Here is a 16,613-nt window from a genome sequence, read left to right on the forward strand (position 1 = left end):
GCTTCCCGCGACACCACCTTGTATTCGGTGAGCCACCCGTCCTGCCCGCTGCCGTAGCTGTCGGAGTTGGCGGTCGTCGGCATCCCCGCGGCGATCTCTGACGAACGGGCGGCGACGCTGCCCTGCGCCGGGGTCACGGCGTGGAACGCGCTCGGCGGACCCAACCCGGTTCGGGCGGGCCAGACGGTGCTGACCCTTGGATCGGGCGGCGTGTCGGTCTTCGCGTTGCAGATGGCCAAGGTGTTGGGCGCCCGGGTCATCGCGACCACCTCGAGTCCACGAAAGGCCGAGACTCTGCGGGAGCTCGGCGCCGAGGAGGTCATCAACTACCGCAGCAACCCGAGCTGGGGCGAACAGGTGCGTGACGTGACCGAAGGACGCGGTGTCGACCGCGTCGTCGAAGTCGGCGGGCCGGCCACCATCGAGCAGTCGTTGCGGGCGGTCGCCGTCGGCGGAGAGGTCACGCTGATCGGCTTCCTCAGCGACGACAACCCCGGCGTTGACTATTTTCTGCTGAGGGGTCGCGGTGCGACAACACGCAGCATCACTGTCGGCGACCGCGCCGATTTACAGGATCTCGTCCGCGCCGTGGCCGCGACGGGCCTCACGCCGGTCATCGACGAGGTTTTCGAGTTCGAGCAGGCCAAATCGGCGTTCGAGCGACTGCGCGATGCCAAGCACGTCGGCAAACTGGTCATCCGGGTGAGCTGAAGGCCCGTGGCGGACCCGTGTCAACGCAAGAGGTCTTTGACCACCTTGCCGGTGGCGTTGAGAGGCAGGGCGTCCACAAACCGTACCGACCGCGGCACCTTGAACCCCGCCATGCGTTCGCGACACCAATCGATCAATTCCTCAGCGCTGACAGCGTCTTTCGCGACGACGAAAGCCTTGCCCACCTGTCCGAGCCGTGCGTCGGGAACGCCGACGACCGCCGCCTGCGCCACGGCCGGGTGGTGCATGAGAAAGCCCTCGATCTCCGCGGGGTACGCGTTGAATCCTCCGACGATGAACATGTCCTTCTTGCGGCCATTGATCCGGAGCCGACCCGAAGAATCCAGACTGCCCAAATCCCCGGTATGCAGCCAGCGCTCATCGTCGATCGCCTCGGCGGTGGCCTCCGGATCGTCGAGGTACCCCTGCATGACGCCGTAGCCGCGGACCAGCACCTCGTCATCGTCGGCGATGCGCACCTCGACCCCGTCGCACGGCAGGCCCGCAGTGGTGGCCACGTCCTCGAACGAATCGCCGGGCCGGGACAGGGTGACGTTGCCGGCCTCGGTGAGCCCGTATCCGGTCATCAGCGTCTGGAAGGGCAGTTCGCCGTGGATGCGGCGGACCAGTTCGACGGGGATGTCGGCGGCTCCGGTCACGCCCGCCCGCAACGTCGCCAGCTTGGCTTTGTCGGTGACCGTCAGCAGCGAGTGATACAGCGTCGGTGGACCCGGCAGCATCGTGACACGTTCGTGTTCAATGAGATTCACCACCGTGTCGACGTCGAAAACCGCGACCGGCAGCATCGTCGCGCCGCGGAGAAACGACGTGACGAGCCCCGCTTTGAGCCCGAACGTGTGGAAGTACGGGTTGATCTGCAGGTAGCGGTCGCCTTCGCGCAGGTCGGCGAGCGTCGCCCATTCCTCGTACATCCGCAGCGTCTGGCGATGATTCATCATCGCGCCCTTCGGGCGGCCGGTTGTGCCCGAGGTGAAGATGATGTCCGAGACGTCGCTTCCGCTCACCGTCCGCTCGAACGGTGAACCGCTGGAAAGGAAGTCGGACTTCAGATCGATGACGGGCGTGCCCGCCGGCGCGGTGAAGTCCTGGCCCAGGAAACCCTTCTGAACCAGGACGGCCTTCACCCCGCTGCGGGCGATGATGTCGCCGGCTTCTTCCGTTTTGAACCGGGTGTTGACCGGCACCAGCACCCCGCCCGCGGTGAGCAACCCGAACGCGGCGATGATCCACTCCGCGGAATTCGGCGCCCAGACGGCGACGCGGTCACCCCTGTCGACGCCCAGTTCGGCAAAAGCGCCCGCCGCGCAACGGATCCGCTCGACCACCTCCGAGAAGGTGAGGCGCAGCGGACCGTCCACGACCGCTTCCGCGTCGCCGAAGCGGTCCGCCGCGCTCAAGACCATCTCGGGGATGGTCTGCCAGTTCGTCACACCGTGACGAGCCGGCCGAGGTTTCCGCCCATGATCTTCGCCTGGTCTTCGACAGGCAGGTGCGACAGCGCATTGATGTAGTACGTCGGCTCCGCGAGCCCCTCCGGGTGCGGCCAGTCCGAGCCGTACAGCACCTGGTCCACGCCGACGAGGTTGATCAGATCGTCGATGCCCTCCTCGAAGAAGGGGCTGACGTGGATCCGGTTCTTGACGGTTTCGACGGGGTCGCTCGGGAATGCCTCCGGGGCCTTCCGGAACACCTCGGCCAGGCCGTCGAGCAGCGGGGTCATCCACTTCGATCCGGCCTCGACGATCGCGACCTTCAGCTTGGGATGACGGTAGAGCGCGCCGTGGATCACCCACGAGCCCACCGCATCCTGGATCGGCCGCCACTCGTTGAGGATGCCCATCGCATTGGTCTGGAACGGCAGCATCTCCTGGTCGGCGCCGTCCCACTCGGAGGTGTACCGGGAGTATCCGCTGTCGGACGAGTGCATGCCGACCAGCAGGTCGTACTCGACGACACGCTCCCAGAACGGGTCGAACTCTGGCAGCGCGAACGAGCGGGGGCCGCGGAAGCCGGGGACCGGAGCCGGGCGGATCAGGATGCACCGGGCGCCGCGCTTGACCACCCACTCCAGCTCCTCGATCGCCTTCTCGACGATCGGCAGGGTGATCACGGGGGTGGTGAAGATGCGGTTCTGGTAGTTGAAGCCCCAGACCTCGTCGAGCCACTGGTTCAGCGCGTGGATCAGGACGTGAATGGCGACCGGGTCGTCGCGCAACCGCTCCTCGATCAGGCTGGCCAGCGTCGGGAACATCAGCGTGCGGTCCAGGCCGAGCTCGTTCATCTTCTCCAGCCGCGGACCGGGCTCGAAGAACGCCGGGATCGCGCGCATCGGCTCGCCGAACAGCTCGCGCTTGCTCTTGCCCTCGGGGTTGCCGTACTTGAAGTACTCCTCCCAGGCGCCCGGCCTGGCGACGACCTCGAAGGTCGGGTTGGGGATGTAGTTGCTGATCACGCCGCGCAGCGCGATCTTGGTGCGCCCGTTGATCTGCACGTACTGGACGTAGTCCTTGTACTCCTTGGGCAGGTACTTGGTCAGCGCCTCCGGCGGCTCGTAGAGGTGATTGTCCGCGTCAAAGAGCGGAAACGGGACGTCCTCCCGATGCGACAACTGGCCCATGAAATCCTCCTTCGCGAATTATGAGAATACTATTCTCTCAGGGCGTCGAACCGCAACGGGCCCCGCCCTTGCGCGGGGACCGGTCAGCAGGTGGCGATGATTTTGAAGGTCGCGGTGGTTGGCTCGTTGGGCTTGTCGGACCTGTAGCCGTGCGCGGTGCCGGTGATGGTGAACCTGTCTCCGCTCAGCCTGGTATCCGCGTCACCCTCTCCGCCCCGCGAGTACATGCCGGTGAAGCCGTTGACGTTGCGGATGTGTACCGACTCGGCGCTGACGGCCTCCGCTTGCTCGTCGACGACGACTCTGGCTCCGGCGAAATCGCCGCCGATGTCGATCGTCCGGGTCCATTGCAGTTGACCGCACTTGACGACGTTGAACTTCGTCTCGCTTCCGTTGACCGTCACCGAGGCGGTGCTGGACAGCCGGGTGGGCGGCCGCGGAGTGCATGCCGCGATCATCGTGACGGCGAGCGCCGCCACGACCGCGGCCGCGATTCGATCCCGCAAGGGGTACCCCTGTCTTCGCTGACGGATAGCGCTTCGGCCTGCAGCGACGATGTTATTCTCTGCACTTCAGACAGATGCCGATATCGTCTGTTCTCGTCCGAGGAGCGATGCCGCATGGTGGACCTGGAGATCGACGACGGGCTGGCTGTGCTGACCATCGATCGGCCTCACGCGCGCAACGCCATCGCCCTGGACACCATGCAGCAGCTCGAAAAGGCGCTCGACGCGGCGGCGGGCGCCAGGGCGCTGGTGATCAAGGGCGCGGGTGATCGGGCTTTCGTGTCCGGTGGCGACCTCAAGGAGCTGCGCGCGCTGCGCACCGAAGAGGATGCGGCGGCGATGGCCAAGCGGATGCGCGCGATCTGCGATCAGCTCGCCGGCTTCCCCGCTCCGGTGATCGCCGCGCTGAACGGTCACGCCTTCGGTGGCGGCGCCGAGGTCGCCGTTGCGGCCGACATCCGGCTGGCGGCCGACGACGTCAAGATCGCCTTCAATCAGGTCGAGCTGGAGATCATGCCGGCCTGGGGCGGCGCCGAGCGGCTGGCCGAACTCGTCGGAAAGAGCCGGGCGTTGTTGCTGGCAGGCACCGGAACCGCCCTCACCGCGGAGGAGGCCGAGCGAATCGGCTTGGTGGACCGGGTGTTGCCGCGCGCCAAGTTCGACGAGGGATGGCAATCCATCGCGAGGTCGCTGGCTCGCCACCCGGCAACCGAGATCAAGCGCGTAATCAGCGGAGTTTCGGCGGACGAAGCGATAGCATCCTTTGCGCGGCTGTGGGTTGCCGACGCGCACTGGCGGGCCGCGGAGCGGGTCATGAACCGCACCATGAGTGCGCGGCGGGCGGCCGGAGGAGCGAGATGAGGGGCAGACTGGCGGGCGCGACGACGCTATCGGTGCTGCTGGTGAGTGCGACCAGTTCCCTCGTGAGCGCCGGCCATGCCCGGGCCGACGACCCGGTCATGCATCACGTCAAATACACCGTGACCGCGAAGAATCCGATCTACACCGACATCTATTACCTGGACCACCAGCCGGAGAAATTCTCCGATTACAGCCACAACCCTTACTCGTTCACGCCGCACGTCGATGTCGACCTCGGCCCCGGCACGCCGTGGAGCTTCGACCTGGACATGTCGAACCCCGACGATTACGCGATGGTCGTGGCGAGCACGGGTACGGAGCCCGGCACGCCGGGGCTTCACTGCGATCTGGCGGTCGACGGGGCCGTGGTCGTATCCAAGGACGGCCCCAAAGGCGTGCTCTGTTCGCTGCGCAACTGGTGAACAACCCAGGTCTGCGGCACACCATCAATCGGCTGCGGCTCGCCTTCGAGGCGCCGCAGGTGCTCTTCGACTAGTTGCACCGTTTCGGCGTGACCACCGGACATGCCGATCGCCCGCTCAAGAACCAGGAATCTGGACAAGCTGGACATGAGCACGGTAACCACGACCGGCGGCATCTCGTCTTTAGCCACCCCATACCGCTGCAGGGCGGCCGTCACCGCTTGCCGTTCCTCTTCACGCAAACGTTCTGCGTAGTAAGCGATTTCGGCTCGCAATTCCTTGCGGTGGTTGGCCAGCGCCATGAATTCCATGGAAATCCGGGTAAATGCGGGATCGGTGCCGAATCGCCACAACGCCCACAACGGCTGCGGCGACTTCATCAGCTGCGCGTGCACCGCGAGCGCTTCTTCGCCGCGGCGGCGGAACACCTCGAGGAAGAGCTCCTCCATGGTGCGGAAGTAATAGTGCACCAGTTGCGGCTTAAGCCCCGCCTTGTTCGCGAGGCGGCGGGACGTGACCGCGGCGTAGCCCTCGTCGAGCATCAGCCGCTCGGCCGCGTCGAGCAGCAGACCGCGATTCTTCGCGTCCGGCGCCCCGATCCTGCGGACCGATGTCATCCCGCTACTCCGTCCCTCCCGATCGCGTGGCGACCACGGAAATCGTAGCGCGGCACGGCGTTGTGACCTTGACCACGACATTACCGCCGTGCTAAGCAGGTGCTCAGCAGATTCTCGAAACGGGGGCGGTTTCGCATGCCGACGAACCCCACCGGTAAACCCAGCCCAGGGAGACGCACATCCGATGAGTAACTACGAGTCGATCGACTTCTTCACCGATCCGTCTCTGGTCCCCGATCCCCACCCCTACTTCGACTACCTGCGCAGTCAGAATCCGGTGCTGCGGCTGCCCCATTACGGCGTCGTCGCCGTCACCGGATACGACGAAGCCTGCGAGGTCTATAAGGACCCCGAGACGTTTTCCAACATCGTCGCCCTGGGCGGGCCGTTCCCCCCGTTGCCCTTCCAACCCGAAGGCGACGACATCAGTGCCCAGATCGACCAGCACCGCAGCTTTTTCCCGATGAACGAGCACATGGTCACCATGGATCCGCCGGACCACACCAAGGCGCGATCGGTGCTGGCGAAGCTGCTGACCCCCAGCCGGCTGAAGCAGAACGAGGAATTCATGTGGCGCCTCGCCGACCGTCAGCTCGACGAGTTCCTGCGCAACGGCGAGTGCGAGTTCATCGCCGAGTACTCAAAGCCGTTCGCCACCTTGGTGATCGCCGACCTGCTGGGCGTGCCGGAATCCGACCACAAGGAGTTCCGCAAGGTCTTGGGCGCCGACCGCCCCGATGCGCGGGTGGGTGCGCTGGACCACGAGTCGGTCGGCATCAACCCGCTGGAGTGGCTCGACGAAAAGTTCTGCACCTACATCGAGGATCGGCGACACGAGCCACGCAACGACGTCCTGACCTCATTGGCTTCGGCGAAGTACCCCGACGGCTCGACGCCGCCCGTCATCGAGGTCGTCCGCTCGGCGACGTTCCTCTTCGCCGCCGGCCAGGAAACCACCGCCAAGCTGCTCAGCGCGGCGCTGCAGGTACTCGGGGACCGGCCGGACATCCAGCAAGAGCTGCGCGACGACCGCGGCCTGATTCCCGGATTCATCGAGGAATCGCTGCGGATGGACAGCCCCGTCAAGAGCGATTCACGACTGGCCGTCAAGAAGACCGCCATCGGTGGGGTCGACATCCCTGCCGGCACCGTGGTGATGGTGCTCCCGGGTGCGGCCAATCGCGACCCGCGCCGGTTCGACAACCCGCACGAATTCAACCTGCACCGACGAAACGTGCGCGAACACATGGCGTTCGCCCGCGGCGTCCACTCGTGCCCCGGCGGACCGCTCGCCCGGGTCGAGGGCCGCGTCTCGATCGAGCGCCTGCTGGACCGGATGTCGCACATAGAGATCGACGAAGCCCACCACGGTCCGAGCGCCGACCGCCGCTACACCTACGAGCCGACGTACATCCTGCGCGGCCTGAGCGAACTGCACCTGAGGTTCACGACCGCCGACGCGGTCGCGGTCGCAGGCTGAATCACAGGCTCATGCCGATGAAGTACGAGCCGAGCAGGGCGGCGGCCATGACGACCACCCACGCGTCGGTCAGTCGGCACAGCAGGACCGGAGCGTTCCGAACCTCCATGAACTCGCGAAAAATGATGCGCACCTTGATGAGTGCGATCACGATGACGCTCGAGGTGACCACCGCGCGGGATTTCAGCGCTCCACCGGCGGAATGGTCTATCCATAGGTAGGCCAGCGTCAGCGACGCCAGGATCAGCCATACCACCAGTAGCCGCTTGTTGAACTTGATTCCGATCACCTCACCACGTACAGCAGCGCGAAGATGAGCACCCACAGGAAATCAACGGTGTGCCAATAGGTGGCACACGTTTCAATATTTTCCTGGGCCGTCCGCTCCCGGCGCGCCTGTGCGCGCAGTTGGTAGACGACGACACCGAGGGCGACGAAGCCGATCAGCAGGTGCACGAAGTGAATGCCGGTGAGGAAGAAGTAGTAAGTGAAGAAGTCGTTGCTGCCCAGGCCATTTCCCGCGTGCACCAGCCGAGCCCACTCGAACACCTTGAAGAACAGGAACACCGCAGCGAATGCGGCCGTGACGAACACGTCTCGCAGCGCCACACGATAGGCGCCGGCACGGGCGGACTGGACACAGCGGGCGACCGACCACGAGCTCAGCAGCAGGACAAGGGTGTTGAAAACCCCGATGCGCAGGTCGAGCTGCGCCTGTGAGTGCAGGAAGAGCTCCGGGTTGCGAGCGCGGGAGAACAGGTAGAAGCCGAAATATGCGGTGAAAATCAGGGTCTCGAACAACACGAAGGCCCACATGTCCGGCTGGCCCGGGACGAACCTGGCCCGTGGGTCCCCGTCGGTCATGTCGGTCATCACGCAGCCGCCTCTTTTCGCGGCAGGTCCGGCAGGCGCCCGGTACCGAAGTCTTCGCGGCGGATCATGTGAAACAGCATGACGATGAAAGTGACTTGGTAAACGCCGAATACGACCATGTCCAGCCACCAGGCGATCTCGCCATCCCACGCGAACACGCCACGCCGAAAGATCCAGCACGGCGCCACCACCACCTCGGTCAGCGCGTTGCACAGGTTCAGATAGCCGAACCACTTGGGGAACACGCGGTTCCTGTCGAGCAGGATCGCGACCATCCAGATCAGCGAGCCGATCAGGAACACCCCCATCGTGCCGTCGAAGGACAGGAAGGCGAAGTCGTAAAGCCAACCGATCGCTTCGGGGTCGCGCTCGGGTCGCAGCGTGCCGACGATCAGCGCGATGTTGAGCAGCAGCATGCCGGGAACCGCACTGAGCGAATAGATGAGCAGATACGAATACCCAAAGGCTCGGCTGACCGACATGCGCCGCATCGAGTATGCGATCAGGGCGTTGTTGACCGCGATCATGCCGCTGATGGCGAAGATGATGCCGAAGCCAACCGGTATCCCGAGACGGCGTTCGGAGAACCAGTGGAGCTGTGTGGCGAGGTCCCAGGTGGGCTCCGGTGGGGGCTGGACTTGCGCCACGATGAAGAACATCGGGAAGAAGATGTTGTAGAACAGCATGAGCGTCCCCCACGCGAACCACAGTTCCCGTTTGGGGTTGTGCCTCACGTGCCAACGGATTCGGCGAGGCAGGGCTCCAGCGGGGGGCGGCGGTGGGGACGTCGGCGGTGTGATCACCGCGCTCATGCGTTGACCAGTTGGTCTGGCCGCCCGTGGGTCTCGGCGCGCTCGCGATAAACGGTGCGCCCCAAGACGACGCCCATCACGACGATCCAGACGGCAATCGCGACGTTCTTCACCCAGAACGACAAGAAGCCGTCCCATGCCAGCGGTCCGGTCAGCGAGACGCCGACGAACGCCGCGGGCACCAGCGCGGCGGCCACCAGAAGGTTGAAGTGAGCCACCCAGCGGCCGAACACCGGGCTCGGCTGATCGTCGAAATAGATTGCCACGGCGAGTATCACGCTCTGCCCGATCAGGAAGGGCACGAGGATCGTGAACGTGATCCAGCCGAAATCGTTGAGCAGCTGAGTGAGCCCCGGGCTCCGCTCCGGCCGGAAGGCGGCCAGCAGCCAGCAGACGTTGGCGACGAGGAACAGGGTCGGACCGCCGGCCGCGCAACCCAGCATCGCGTAGGAGAAGATCGGCGTTCGGTGCGCCATCCTGCGGAGCTGCAGCACGATCAAAGCCAGAATCGGGACTAGGCACACCCCGAACCAGTTGAACAGGATCATGCTGTATCGAATCTCCGGGAGATGCGCCGGATCGCGGTAGAACGCGGCGACCTGTTCCGCCGGCATCGTCGGTGACATCGGCGGGTTGAAACCCGGGAAGAGAAAGAACGCGGCGATCCAAATGATCAGGGCGGCGGGCAGACTCCACAGCAGGATCAGCTCACCGTCGGTCCGCCGCAGCGGCGCCCGCGTCGTGCCCCGACCCTGAGTAACTCCACCGTCGGCGTCGGACATCAGCACCCCTCCCCTACGAGATCGGCCACCCACACGCCCAGTCAGCGAAGCTAGCCGATCGGCTAGCTTCGAGTCAATAGCATCGTCTAGTCTCTGTGCGTGGGCACAGCGCGGGAGCAGGTCAACGGTGGGCAATTCCGGCTGATCGAGCACAGCGCGGCCCGGACGCGGGTGTTGGATGCCGCGTTGGAGCTTTTCGCCGCGCACGGTGTCAGCGGTACGTCGCTGCAGATGATCGCCGACGCCGTCGGGATAACGAAAGCCGCTGTCTACCACCAGTTTCGGACCAAAGAGCAGATCGTCATCGCCGTGACCGAGCGCGAACTCGGCCGGCTCGAGCCGGCCCTCGAGGAGGCCGAAGCATACGACGACGGGCCTCAGGCGCGAGATGCCCTATTGGTGCGGGTGATCGAGATGGCCGTTCGCGACCGCCGGTTGGTGCGCACGCTGCAATTCGATCCCGTCGTCGTCCGATTGCTGGCCGAGCACAAGCCGTTTCAACTTTTCATGGACCGTCTGTACCGGGTATTGCTGAGCGACGCGGGTCTGGACGGGCGGATCGAGGCGGCCATGTTCTCCGGCGCGCTCGCCACCGCTGTCATGCATCCGCTCGTCGCCGACATCGACGACGACACATTGCTCACCAGGGTCACCGATTTGAGCCGGCGCCTGCTCGGCCTGCCTCGGGACGCCCCCGACTGACGAGTGCGGCTATGTGTCGGCGCGCACCCAGGTCATGACACCGTCGTGGGCGAAGCAGACCAGGAACAGTCCGTCCGGCGCCTGCGCGACGTAGTTCTGGTAGTTCTGGCAGGTGGCGCCTTCCTCCTTGACGCCCGCCATCGGTGGTGACCGGAACCATCGCGGCTGGTATCTCCTGGGCGAGCCGCAGAACATCAGCCGTCCGGGCTCGGAGGCGAACGAGACGTATCCGTCGGCGACACCGAAGGCGTAATAGGTGGTGTTCTCACAAGGCGCGCCCAGAACCTGATGCGGCATGATGCCCGGCGTGCAGGCGGGGTAGTCACAGACAGTCGGCCCGGCCGACGATGGCGGCGCGGCCAGCACACCGGCGCCGAGCAACGCGGCGGCCATCGCCACGATGAATCGCACGCGATTACTTTGCCACACCCGAAAAGAAAATTCTCCTGGTTGGAGAAGATCAGCCGGGCAGCACGGCCGCCGGCGCCGGGCCGCGCCGGCGAGGCTCCGCGTCGCCACCCGGGAAGCGCACATTTGCGCATTTGGGAGCCACGATTGCGGCTGACCGATGACGCCGTTGACACCGGTCCCAAGTGATAAGCTCCTTCTCCGTGCACGAACCGGAGGGGCCTGACGCCGACCATTGCGGCGGCCCGGCGGACGTGACCGATCCCGCGGAACCACGGTCGGGCTCAGGGGCCGATCCCGGCGCCATCGCACCCGACACGGACACGGAAGACGAAGTCGCCGAGGCGGAAGCGCGGGCGGCGGAGGCTCGGGCGCGCCTCGCAAGGCTGCGGGCGGCAGCCGAAACCGGCGAGGCGCACGACGACACCGCTTCCCCCGATGTCGAGCAGCGCTCGGCAAAGTCGATCCGGTCACGACTGCGGAGGCCGCGGCGCCCGAGGCGACCGCGGTGGCTCCGACCCCCGTCCCGGAAAGCAATCGCCGCGTCGGTCGGCGTCGTGCTGGCGTCCGGCTCCCTCGCGGCGAGCGGTTACATGGTGTGGCAGCACCGGGCGACCGTGCACAGACAACAGCTCGCGGCGGAAGTCACTGCCGCAGCGCGGCAACGGATCACGGCGCTGATGTCGATCGACGCCAACCATGCCAGGGACGACTACCAGCGCATCATCGACGAGTCCACGGGTGACTTCAAAGCCCAGATGTCTGCGATGTCAGCCATCATGGCCAAGCAGACGGAGGAATCGAAGGTCAGCAGCAAGGCCACCGTCGAAGCCGTAGCTGTCGAGTCGATGAGCGACAATTCAGCGGTCGTACTTGTGGCGGCGAAATCCGATGTCACCAATGCGGACAACACGCATCGGCCACCCGTCGTGTGGCGGATCAGCGTCGCCCTCGCGCGGGACGGCGGTCAGCTCAAAATGTCGAAAGTCGATTTCTTGCAATGACTGTCGAGCATGGTTCGTCGCCGGACGGCACGGAGACGTCGCCGCCCGACGAGGCGGGGTCGGCACCCTCTTCGCCGGGGCCGGCTCGCATCGGCGGACTGGCCGCAATCAAACGCTGGATCGGGCGGTGTGTCGCGAGGTGGCGTTCGATAGTCGCGACGGTGTTGGTCGTTGCGGCGATGGGCGTCGCCGCCGGTCTGTACTTCGTCGTGTACCGGCCGGATCAGCAGGTCTCCGAGGCGGCGGCGCAGCGGGCAGTCCGGGCGGCGTCAGAGGGCTCCGTGGCCGTGCTGTCGTACGCTCCCGACAACCTCGACCGCGATTTCGCCAAGGCGAAGTCATATCTCACCGGTAATTTTCTCGCCTACTACACCAAATTCACAGAACAGATAGCCGCGCTGGCACAGCAGAAGCACGTCACGGAGACCGCCCAGGTCATTCGAGCCGCCGTTTCGGAGCTGCACCCGGATTCCGCGGTCGTGCTGGTATTCATCAACCAGACCGCCACCAGCACGGAGAAGCCCCAACCACAAACGACCGCGAACAGCGCCCGGGTGACGCTGACGAAGGTCAACGGTTCCTGGCTGATCTCGAAGTTGGATCCGCTGTCCTGACCGCTTGCCATTTCGGTTCAATCGCCATTTTGTCGGAGCCGAACCGGTGTTAATCTCATTGCACGAAAAGCAGCACGCAATGTCGATACCGCATTAATAGTGTCGGTTAATTGAAGCGGGTCGAGGAGTACCTGATGCGTTCAGTTCGACCACTCACCGCCGTTACGCTGGTTGCTGCCACCATATTCGGCGGCGTGAGCACGGCGTCCACAGCGCGGGCAACGACCAAGGAAGAAGTGGCCGTCAACGGAACGTTCCGCGCCACGTCCATCGGCGACTGGGCCCAGCGGAACGATCAGTACTTCGGCGAGCCGACGGTCGTTCAGACCTGGACCATCAGCTCGACCTGCGTCACGTTCCAGGAATGCCACGGCACGGTGACCAGCGACCAGGGATGGAGCGCTCCCCTGTACATGAACGACGGGGAGATGTGGAAGGTCAAACGCGAAGTGCGGGACTGGGAGCGGTGTGAGGACGGCACCGCGTTCACCGGGCAGCAGACCTTCTACTTCTACCCGGTGAACGAATACGGCGGATATCAGCTCGGGTCGTCGACCTACGCCGGAAAAGACAAGACGGTCGGCCCGTCCGGTGCCTGCGGGCAAAACCAGTGGCTTGATATCGCAATGCCGTTGCGCCTGGACAAAATAGGCTGACCGGGCGCTCTACTCACTTACTGACTTACTTCCCCCGAGGCGGTCGTCGCGCGACGGGTTCAGGTGGGAAGCATGTCCTGCCACGTCTTGGGCGCCTTCGGGGCAACCAGATCCGACTGCTGGTACAACTTTCCGTCCGGACCGACATAACGACCCGTGCGCGGGTCGTACCGGGCGATGGTGACGGACCGCCCCTGCTTGCCGGCCGCACCGTTGAATGAGCTTGGCGCGGCCTGCTGCCCACCGCCCGCGGCCGCGTCGGGGGGCGCGGCATCGGGAGGAGCGGGCACCGCGGGCGCGGCCGGTGGCGGGGGAAGTTCCCCGGCGGCGGGGACGTCCAGTGGCGCTATGGGCGGAAGGTCGGCCGACATTCTCGACATCGGCGCCAGTGGAGGCGGTCCCGACGACGGCACAGGCGGTACGGCCGCTCCAACCGTGCCCGGTGGTGGATTCTCGCCCCGCGGCCCCGCCGGCGAACCTCGCGGCACCGCCCCCGGCGGAAGTGGGGTTCCCTCCACCGGGCCGAAGATCCTGTCGTTGACGGTCACCCGGTCGTCGGGCGGGACGCCCTGGGCGAGCAGGTTGGGGTCGAGCGGGTAGGGACCGAGGACGTGCTGTTTCATCGCCAACGGCATGTACGGCTTGTCGCTGTTGCAGATTTCGACCGTCGGGGCGCGCTTGCCCGGGTGACCCATACATGGGTAGTTGCGGGCACCACGAACCCCGATCGGCGAATCCTGCGGGAGCTTGCAATACAACCCGTCGGGTGTGTCGATGTCGGTGAGGTCGTCCGGGGATCGCCACGTGTTGGGCGGCATGAAGCCGACCGTGCAGATCGGCGGATCGTCGATCGTGAGCGCGAAGTCGCCCTGGGCGGTGCCCTCGGGATGGTTCGGCGCCGCGGCGGCCTGCTCGATGGCGACGGCCGACGGCAGCAACACCAGCAGCTGCTCCAGCGAGGGGTGGTAGGTGACGCCGATCTGACCGATGGTGGTCAGGTTGGCGAGCAACACCGGCAGCGTCGGTTTGACTTGTGCGAGAAGGCGGGACGCTTCGTTCGCCGCCTCGGGACCGTTTTGCAGGATGGTGCGGAAGTGGGAATCGTTGTTCACCAACACATCCGAGATGCCGGCGAAACTCCGCGCCCACGTCCTGATCGAATCGGCGGTGCGCGCCTGGGTATCCAGGAGCGGCCCGGTGTCTTCGGTGAGGGCCCGGGTGCGATCGACGACGCCGTTGGCGTCGCGGGACAACGTCTGCGACGAATCGATCAGTGACCCCAGGTCGTAACCGGAACCGTTGAAGCCCTGGAACGACTCGTCGAGCAGTTGGCCGAGTTTGGTCTTCGGGATGCTTTGAACCAAGGCGTTGAGCTGGTCGAGCATCGGCCCGACCGGCTGCGGAATCCTGCTGTCGCGCGCGGCGATCACCGAACCGTCGTGCAGGTAGGGCGGCGAATCGGTCTTCGGCCGCAGGTCCACGTACTGTTCACCCACCGCGGAGACACTGAGCACCTCCGCCGTCAGGTCGGCGGGGACCTTCGGTGAAGTGCTCAGCGACAGTGTCGCTTTCGCGCCGGTCGGCGTCAGGCCCACCGACGTCACCTTTCCGAGCTGAACCCCGCGGTAGGTCACGTTGGAGAACCGGTACAGGCCGCCGCTGGCCGGCAGCTCCAGTGTCACCGTCATCCGGCCGATGCCCAGCAGGGTCGGCGCCTGGATGTAGTAGAGGACCATCGCTATCACGCCGATGGTTCCGGCGATCGCGAAAACGGCCAGCTGGATGCGAACGAAGCGCGTCAGCATCTATCCACCCGCTCCCGTTCCGGGCGCCTCTGCAGGCGGCGTGGTTTGACCGAGACTCCCGTCAGGAGCCGGAGCCGCGGCGGGCGGGGGCCCGGGCAGCGGGGCCGCGCTCGGCGGCGGTCCGGGCAGCGGGGCTGCACCCGGCGGGGGCCCGGGCAGCGGGGGGAGGCTGGCCGGGTCGACCCACGGCGGCCTCACCGGGTCATGCATCGGATCATGGGTGTACTGCAGGTAATACGGGTCCCCGGGGGCCGGTACCAACGGCTGGTCCAGCTGCCCCCAGTGCGTCCCCAACATCAGGCCTCGCTTGAGCCGTGGAATCGACAAGTCCAGATCGGCGTGCAGGTTGAAGTAGTCCCCCCGCACCGCACGGTCGACGAAGTTCTGGGTGAACGGGAACACGAACCCGGCCGCGACGGCCGTGCCGAGTTCCGGTCCGACGTCGGCGAGCGCGCGGATGGTCGGCTCCAGGTTCTTGAGGTTCTTGACCAGGTCGGCCTGGGTGTCGTTGACCAACCTGGTGGCGGTGTTGCTGAAGACGCGCAGTTTGTCCAGGGCGGCCGTGAGCCGTGGGCGCTCCTTGATCAGCACATCGAGCGCGGGCGGTATCTTCTGCAGCGCCTGGGTGAGGACGTCGCGCTGGTCGGCGAACGTGGCGGCGAGCCGGTTCAGCGCCTGGATGGAATCGACGAGGTTGTCCCGCTGATCGTCCAGCGTTCCCACGAACGTGTCGAGGCGGGTGATCAGATCACGCACCGCGCCCTCGCGCCCGGACAGGGCGGCGGAGAAGTTGTGGATGATCTCGCCGATCTGTCCCAGCCCGCCGCCGTTGACGACAGCCCCCAGCGACGACAGCGTCTGCTCGGTCGACGGGTAGGCCGATGAGCGACTCAGCGGGATGGTGGCGCCCGGCTGCAGCCGTCCGCTGCCCTGCTGGCCGAGCGGCGTATTGAGCTCCACATGCATCGACCCCAGCAGGCTGGTCTGACCGACGGTGGCCACGACGTTGGCCGGGACGACGACATCGCGCTTCACCGAGATCTCGACGTCGGCGTTCCAGCCTTTCACCCTCATCGCGCCGACACTGCCGACGACGACATCGTCGATCATCACCGGCGAATTCGACTCCATGGTGCCGACATTCGGCAGCTCTACGTGGTAGATGTTGGCCCCCGGCCCGCGTCCGACCGCGCCCGGCAGGGGCAGTGAATTCAGGCCGTGGAAGGCGCATCCCGTCGCCGTCAGCACCACGCAACAGCCCACGGAGAACACCCGGCGCGCCGTGACCCCCGCGATCATTGTTGTGGCCGATCGGCCGGTAGCAGCATGTCCGACGCGCTCTGCGCTGGTGGCGGCGGTGGTGGCGCCTCCGGTGTGCTCGGCGGGGGCGGCAGCGGCATCGCCGCGCCCGGTATCCGCGCGGGCGGCACCGCCCCCGGCGGTCCGACCGGGTCACCGGGCAGGCCGGTGTAGGCCGACACCGCGGGCGGGATCTCGGGCGGTCCGGGTTTCGGGCCCTCGCCGCCGGGGGCCAGACGCTGCTCGCTGTAGAGGATGTTGGACGGGTCCACCGACTTCTGCAGGAAGATGTTGATGGGGATCGGCAGGTTGTTGAAGTTGAGCACGCGCAACCCGGGACCGAGGAACAGCGAGCACAGCTTGCCCGATTCAACGGCGGTGACGTTCTCGATGGCGCCGAGTGCGGTGCAGCCGGGCACGGGC

Annotated in this window: 19 protein-coding genes and 1 pseudogene; 8 read left to right on the top strand and 12 right to left on the bottom strand. The window is 65.9% G+C overall.

Features of this window, described 5'->3' with window-relative positions; all coding sequences use genetic code 11:
• The first annotated feature begins 186 nt into the window (after positions 1 to 186).
• A complete protein-coding gene (locus A9X04_RS17100; protein ID WP_231985753.1) occupies positions 187 to 711 on the top strand; it encodes an NAD(P)-dependent alcohol dehydrogenase in 525 nt (174 codons plus the stop codon).
• A gap of 20 nt (positions 712 to 731) precedes the next feature.
• Here the strand turns inward: A9X04_RS17100 and A9X04_RS17105 are convergent, their stop codons facing one another.
• The 3 genes from A9X04_RS17105 to A9X04_RS17115 all read right to left on the bottom strand — a co-directional run bounded on the left by A9X04_RS17105 (position 732) and on the right by A9X04_RS17115 (position 3,855).
• Positions 732 to 2,162, bottom strand: a complete 1,431-nt coding sequence (locus tag A9X04_RS17105) for a FadD3 family acyl-CoA ligase (RefSeq protein ID WP_082975060.1) — start codon at positions 2,160 to 2,162, stop codon at positions 732 to 734.
• Positions 2,159 to 3,349 carry an amidohydrolase family protein gene (locus A9X04_RS17110; RefSeq protein ID WP_067922790.1) on the bottom strand — a complete coding sequence of 397 codons (1,191 nt, stop codon included), beginning with the start codon at positions 3,347 to 3,349 and terminating at the stop codon, positions 2,159 to 2,161. Before A9X04_RS17110 ends, A9X04_RS17105 begins: the two co-directional genes overlap by 4 nt.
• 83 nt (positions 3,350 to 3,432) lie before the next feature.
• Entirely contained in the window at positions 3,433 to 3,855 is a 423-nt protein-coding gene (locus tag A9X04_RS17115) for a lipoprotein LpqH (protein WP_067922794.1), read from the bottom strand.
• 114 nt (positions 3,856 to 3,969) lie between these two features.
• Here A9X04_RS17115 and A9X04_RS17120 point away from each other — a divergent pair, with 114 nt between their 5' ends.
• Positions 3,970 to 4,716 carry an enoyl-CoA hydratase/isomerase family protein gene (locus A9X04_RS17120; RefSeq protein ID WP_067922799.1) on the top strand — a complete coding sequence of 249 codons (747 nt, stop codon included), beginning with the start codon at positions 3,970 to 3,972 and terminating at the stop codon, positions 4,714 to 4,716.
• A 98-nt stretch (positions 4,717 to 4,814) separates the two neighbouring features.
• The gene (locus A9X04_RS17125) at positions 4,815 to 5,138 is read left to right on the top strand and encodes a hypothetical protein (RefSeq protein ID WP_082975063.1); all 324 of its coding nucleotides are present in this window, start codon (positions 4,815 to 4,817) and stop codon (positions 5,136 to 5,138) included.
• Here A9X04_RS17125 and A9X04_RS17130 read toward each other — a convergent pair.
• The gene (locus tag A9X04_RS17130) at positions 5,054 to 5,755 is read right to left on the bottom strand and encodes a TetR/AcrR family transcriptional regulator (protein WP_067922806.1); all 702 of its coding nucleotides are present in this window, start codon (positions 5,753 to 5,755) and stop codon (positions 5,054 to 5,056) included. The two genes, A9X04_RS17125 and A9X04_RS17130, sit on opposite strands and share 85 nt — an antisense overlap.
• A 184-nt stretch (positions 5,756 to 5,939) precedes the next feature.
• Here A9X04_RS17130 and A9X04_RS17135 point away from each other — a divergent pair, with 184 nt between their 5' ends.
• Positions 5,940 to 7,235 carry a cytochrome P450 gene (locus tag A9X04_RS17135; protein WP_067922809.1) on the top strand — a complete coding sequence of 432 codons (1,296 nt, stop codon included), beginning with the start codon at positions 5,940 to 5,942 and terminating at the stop codon, positions 7,233 to 7,235.
• Position 7,236: 1 nt separating this feature from the next.
• On the opposite strand, the gene A9X04_RS17140 is transcribed toward A9X04_RS17135, so the two are convergent.
• Genes A9X04_RS17140 through A9X04_RS17155 form a run of 4 tightly spaced genes read right to left on the bottom strand, consistent with a single transcriptional unit; the run spans position 7,237 to position 9,702 of the window.
• The gene (locus tag A9X04_RS17140; protein WP_067922832.1) at positions 7,237 to 7,521 is read right to left on the bottom strand and encodes a cytochrome C oxidase subunit IV family protein; all 285 of its coding nucleotides are present in this window, start codon (positions 7,519 to 7,521) and stop codon (positions 7,237 to 7,239) included.
• A complete protein-coding gene (locus tag A9X04_RS17145) occupies positions 7,521 to 8,108 on the bottom strand; it encodes a cytochrome c oxidase subunit 3 family protein (protein WP_067922811.1) in 588 nt (195 codons plus the stop codon). Before A9X04_RS17145 ends, A9X04_RS17140 begins: the two co-directional genes overlap by 1 nt.
• Positions 8,108 to 8,920 (bottom strand): hypothetical protein, encoded by an 813-nt coding sequence (locus tag A9X04_RS17150; protein ID WP_067922814.1) that lies wholly within the window; start codon positions 8,918 to 8,920, stop codon positions 8,108 to 8,110. Before A9X04_RS17150 ends, A9X04_RS17145 begins: the two co-directional genes overlap by 1 nt.
• The gene (locus A9X04_RS17155) at positions 8,917 to 9,702 is read right to left on the bottom strand and encodes a hypothetical protein (RefSeq protein ID WP_067922834.1); all 786 of its coding nucleotides are present in this window, start codon (positions 9,700 to 9,702) and stop codon (positions 8,917 to 8,919) included. Before A9X04_RS17155 ends, A9X04_RS17150 begins: the two co-directional genes overlap by 4 nt.
• A 99-nt stretch (positions 9,703 to 9,801) precedes the next feature.
• Between A9X04_RS17155 and A9X04_RS17160 the strand changes: the two genes are divergently transcribed.
• A complete protein-coding gene (locus A9X04_RS17160) occupies positions 9,802 to 10,404 on the top strand; it encodes a TetR/AcrR family transcriptional regulator (RefSeq protein WP_067922817.1) in 603 nt (200 codons plus the stop codon).
• Positions 10,405 to 10,413: 9 nt separating this feature from the next.
• Here the strand turns inward: A9X04_RS17160 and A9X04_RS17165 are convergent, their stop codons facing one another.
• On the bottom strand, positions 10,414 to 10,797 hold the full coding sequence (locus A9X04_RS17165) for a hypothetical protein (RefSeq protein ID WP_197509201.1): 384 nt from the start codon (positions 10,795 to 10,797) through the stop codon (positions 10,414 to 10,416).
• 320 nt (positions 10,798 to 11,117) lie between these two features.
• On the opposite strand from A9X04_RS17165, the gene A9X04_RS17170 reads away from it, so the two are divergent.
• From A9X04_RS17170 to A9X04_RS17180, 3 genes are all read left to right on the top strand, one after another.
• Complete coding sequence (locus A9X04_RS17170; RefSeq protein WP_369828966.1) at positions 11,118 to 11,816, top strand: hypothetical protein; 699 nt, start codon at positions 11,118 to 11,120, stop codon at positions 11,814 to 11,816.
• Complete coding sequence (locus tag A9X04_RS17175; protein ID WP_067922821.1) at positions 11,813 to 12,430, top strand: hypothetical protein; 618 nt, start codon at positions 11,813 to 11,815, stop codon at positions 12,428 to 12,430. The genes A9X04_RS17170 and A9X04_RS17175 overlap by 4 nt, the downstream gene beginning before the upstream one ends.
• A gap of 134 nt (positions 12,431 to 12,564) precedes the next feature.
• Positions 12,565 to 13,086, top strand: a complete 522-nt coding sequence (locus A9X04_RS17180) for a hypothetical protein (RefSeq protein WP_067922838.1) — start codon at positions 12,565 to 12,567, stop codon at positions 13,084 to 13,086.
• 59 nt (positions 13,087 to 13,145) lie between these two features.
• Here the strand turns inward: A9X04_RS17180 and A9X04_RS17185 are convergent, their stop codons facing one another.
• The 3 genes and pseudogenes from A9X04_RS17185 to A9X04_RS30970 all read right to left on the bottom strand — a co-directional run.
• Positions 13,146 to 14,891, bottom strand: coding sequence for an MCE family protein (locus A9X04_RS17185; protein ID WP_067922823.1), 1,746 nt, complete (start codon positions 14,889 to 14,891; stop codon positions 13,146 to 13,148).
• Positions 14,892 to 16,190 carry an MCE family protein gene (locus A9X04_RS17190; protein WP_067922825.1) on the bottom strand — a complete coding sequence of 433 codons (1,299 nt, stop codon included), beginning with the start codon at positions 16,188 to 16,190 and terminating at the stop codon, positions 14,892 to 14,894. It abuts the gene before it with no gap.
• Positions 16,187 to 16,613 (bottom strand): annotated as a pseudogene (locus tag A9X04_RS30970) (mammalian cell entry protein); the annotation flags it as partial. The gene A9X04_RS17190 and the pseudogene A9X04_RS30970, both read right to left, overlap by 4 nt.

The sequence above is a fragment of the Mycobacterium sp. E3247 genome, from assembly GCF_001667785.1.
In the GTDB taxonomy this organism is placed as follows: domain Bacteria; phylum Actinomycetota; class Actinomycetes; order Mycobacteriales; family Mycobacteriaceae; genus Mycobacterium.

Coding starts and splice junctions, on each gene's coding strand:
- A9X04_RS17110 (WP_067922790.1), bottom strand. CDS start 3,349: ATGGGCCAGTTGTCGCATCGGGAGGACGTCCCGTTTCCGCTCTTTGAC.
- A9X04_RS17120 (WP_067922799.1), top strand. CDS start 3,970: ATGGTGGACCTGGAGATCGACGACGGGCTGGCTGTGCTGACCATCGAT.
- A9X04_RS17125 (WP_082975063.1), top strand. CDS start 4,815: ATGCATCACGTCAAATACACCGTGACCGCGAAGAATCCGATCTACACC.
- A9X04_RS17130 (WP_067922806.1), bottom strand. CDS start 5,755: ATGACATCGGTCCGCAGGATCGGGGCGCCGGACGCGAAGAATCGCGGT.
- A9X04_RS17135 (WP_067922809.1), top strand. CDS start 5,940: ATGAGTAACTACGAGTCGATCGACTTCTTCACCGATCCGTCTCTGGTC.
- A9X04_RS17145 (WP_067922811.1), bottom strand. CDS start 8,108: ATGACCGACATGACCGACGGGGACCCACGGGCCAGGTTCGTCCCGGGC.
- A9X04_RS17150 (WP_067922814.1), bottom strand. CDS start 8,920: ATGAGCGCGGTGATCACACCGCCGACGTCCCCACCGCCGCCCCCCGCT.
- A9X04_RS17155 (WP_067922834.1), bottom strand. CDS start 9,702: ATGTCCGACGCCGACGGTGGAGTTACTCAGGGTCGGGGCACGACGCGG.
- A9X04_RS17165 (WP_197509201.1), bottom strand. CDS start 10,797: ATGGCCGCCGCGTTGCTCGGCGCCGGTGTGCTGGCCGCGCCGCCATCG.
- A9X04_RS17175 (WP_067922821.1), top strand. CDS start 11,813: ATGACTGTCGAGCATGGTTCGTCGCCGGACGGCACGGAGACGTCGCCG.
- A9X04_RS17180 (WP_067922838.1), top strand. CDS start 12,565: ATGCGTTCAGTTCGACCACTCACCGCCGTTACGCTGGTTGCTGCCACC.
- A9X04_RS17185 (WP_067922823.1), bottom strand. CDS start 14,891: ATGCTGACGCGCTTCGTTCGCATCCAGCTGGCCGTTTTCGCGATCGCC.
- A9X04_RS17190 (WP_067922825.1), bottom strand. CDS start 16,190: ATGATCGCGGGGGTCACGGCGCGCCGGGTGTTCTCCGTGGGCTGTTGC.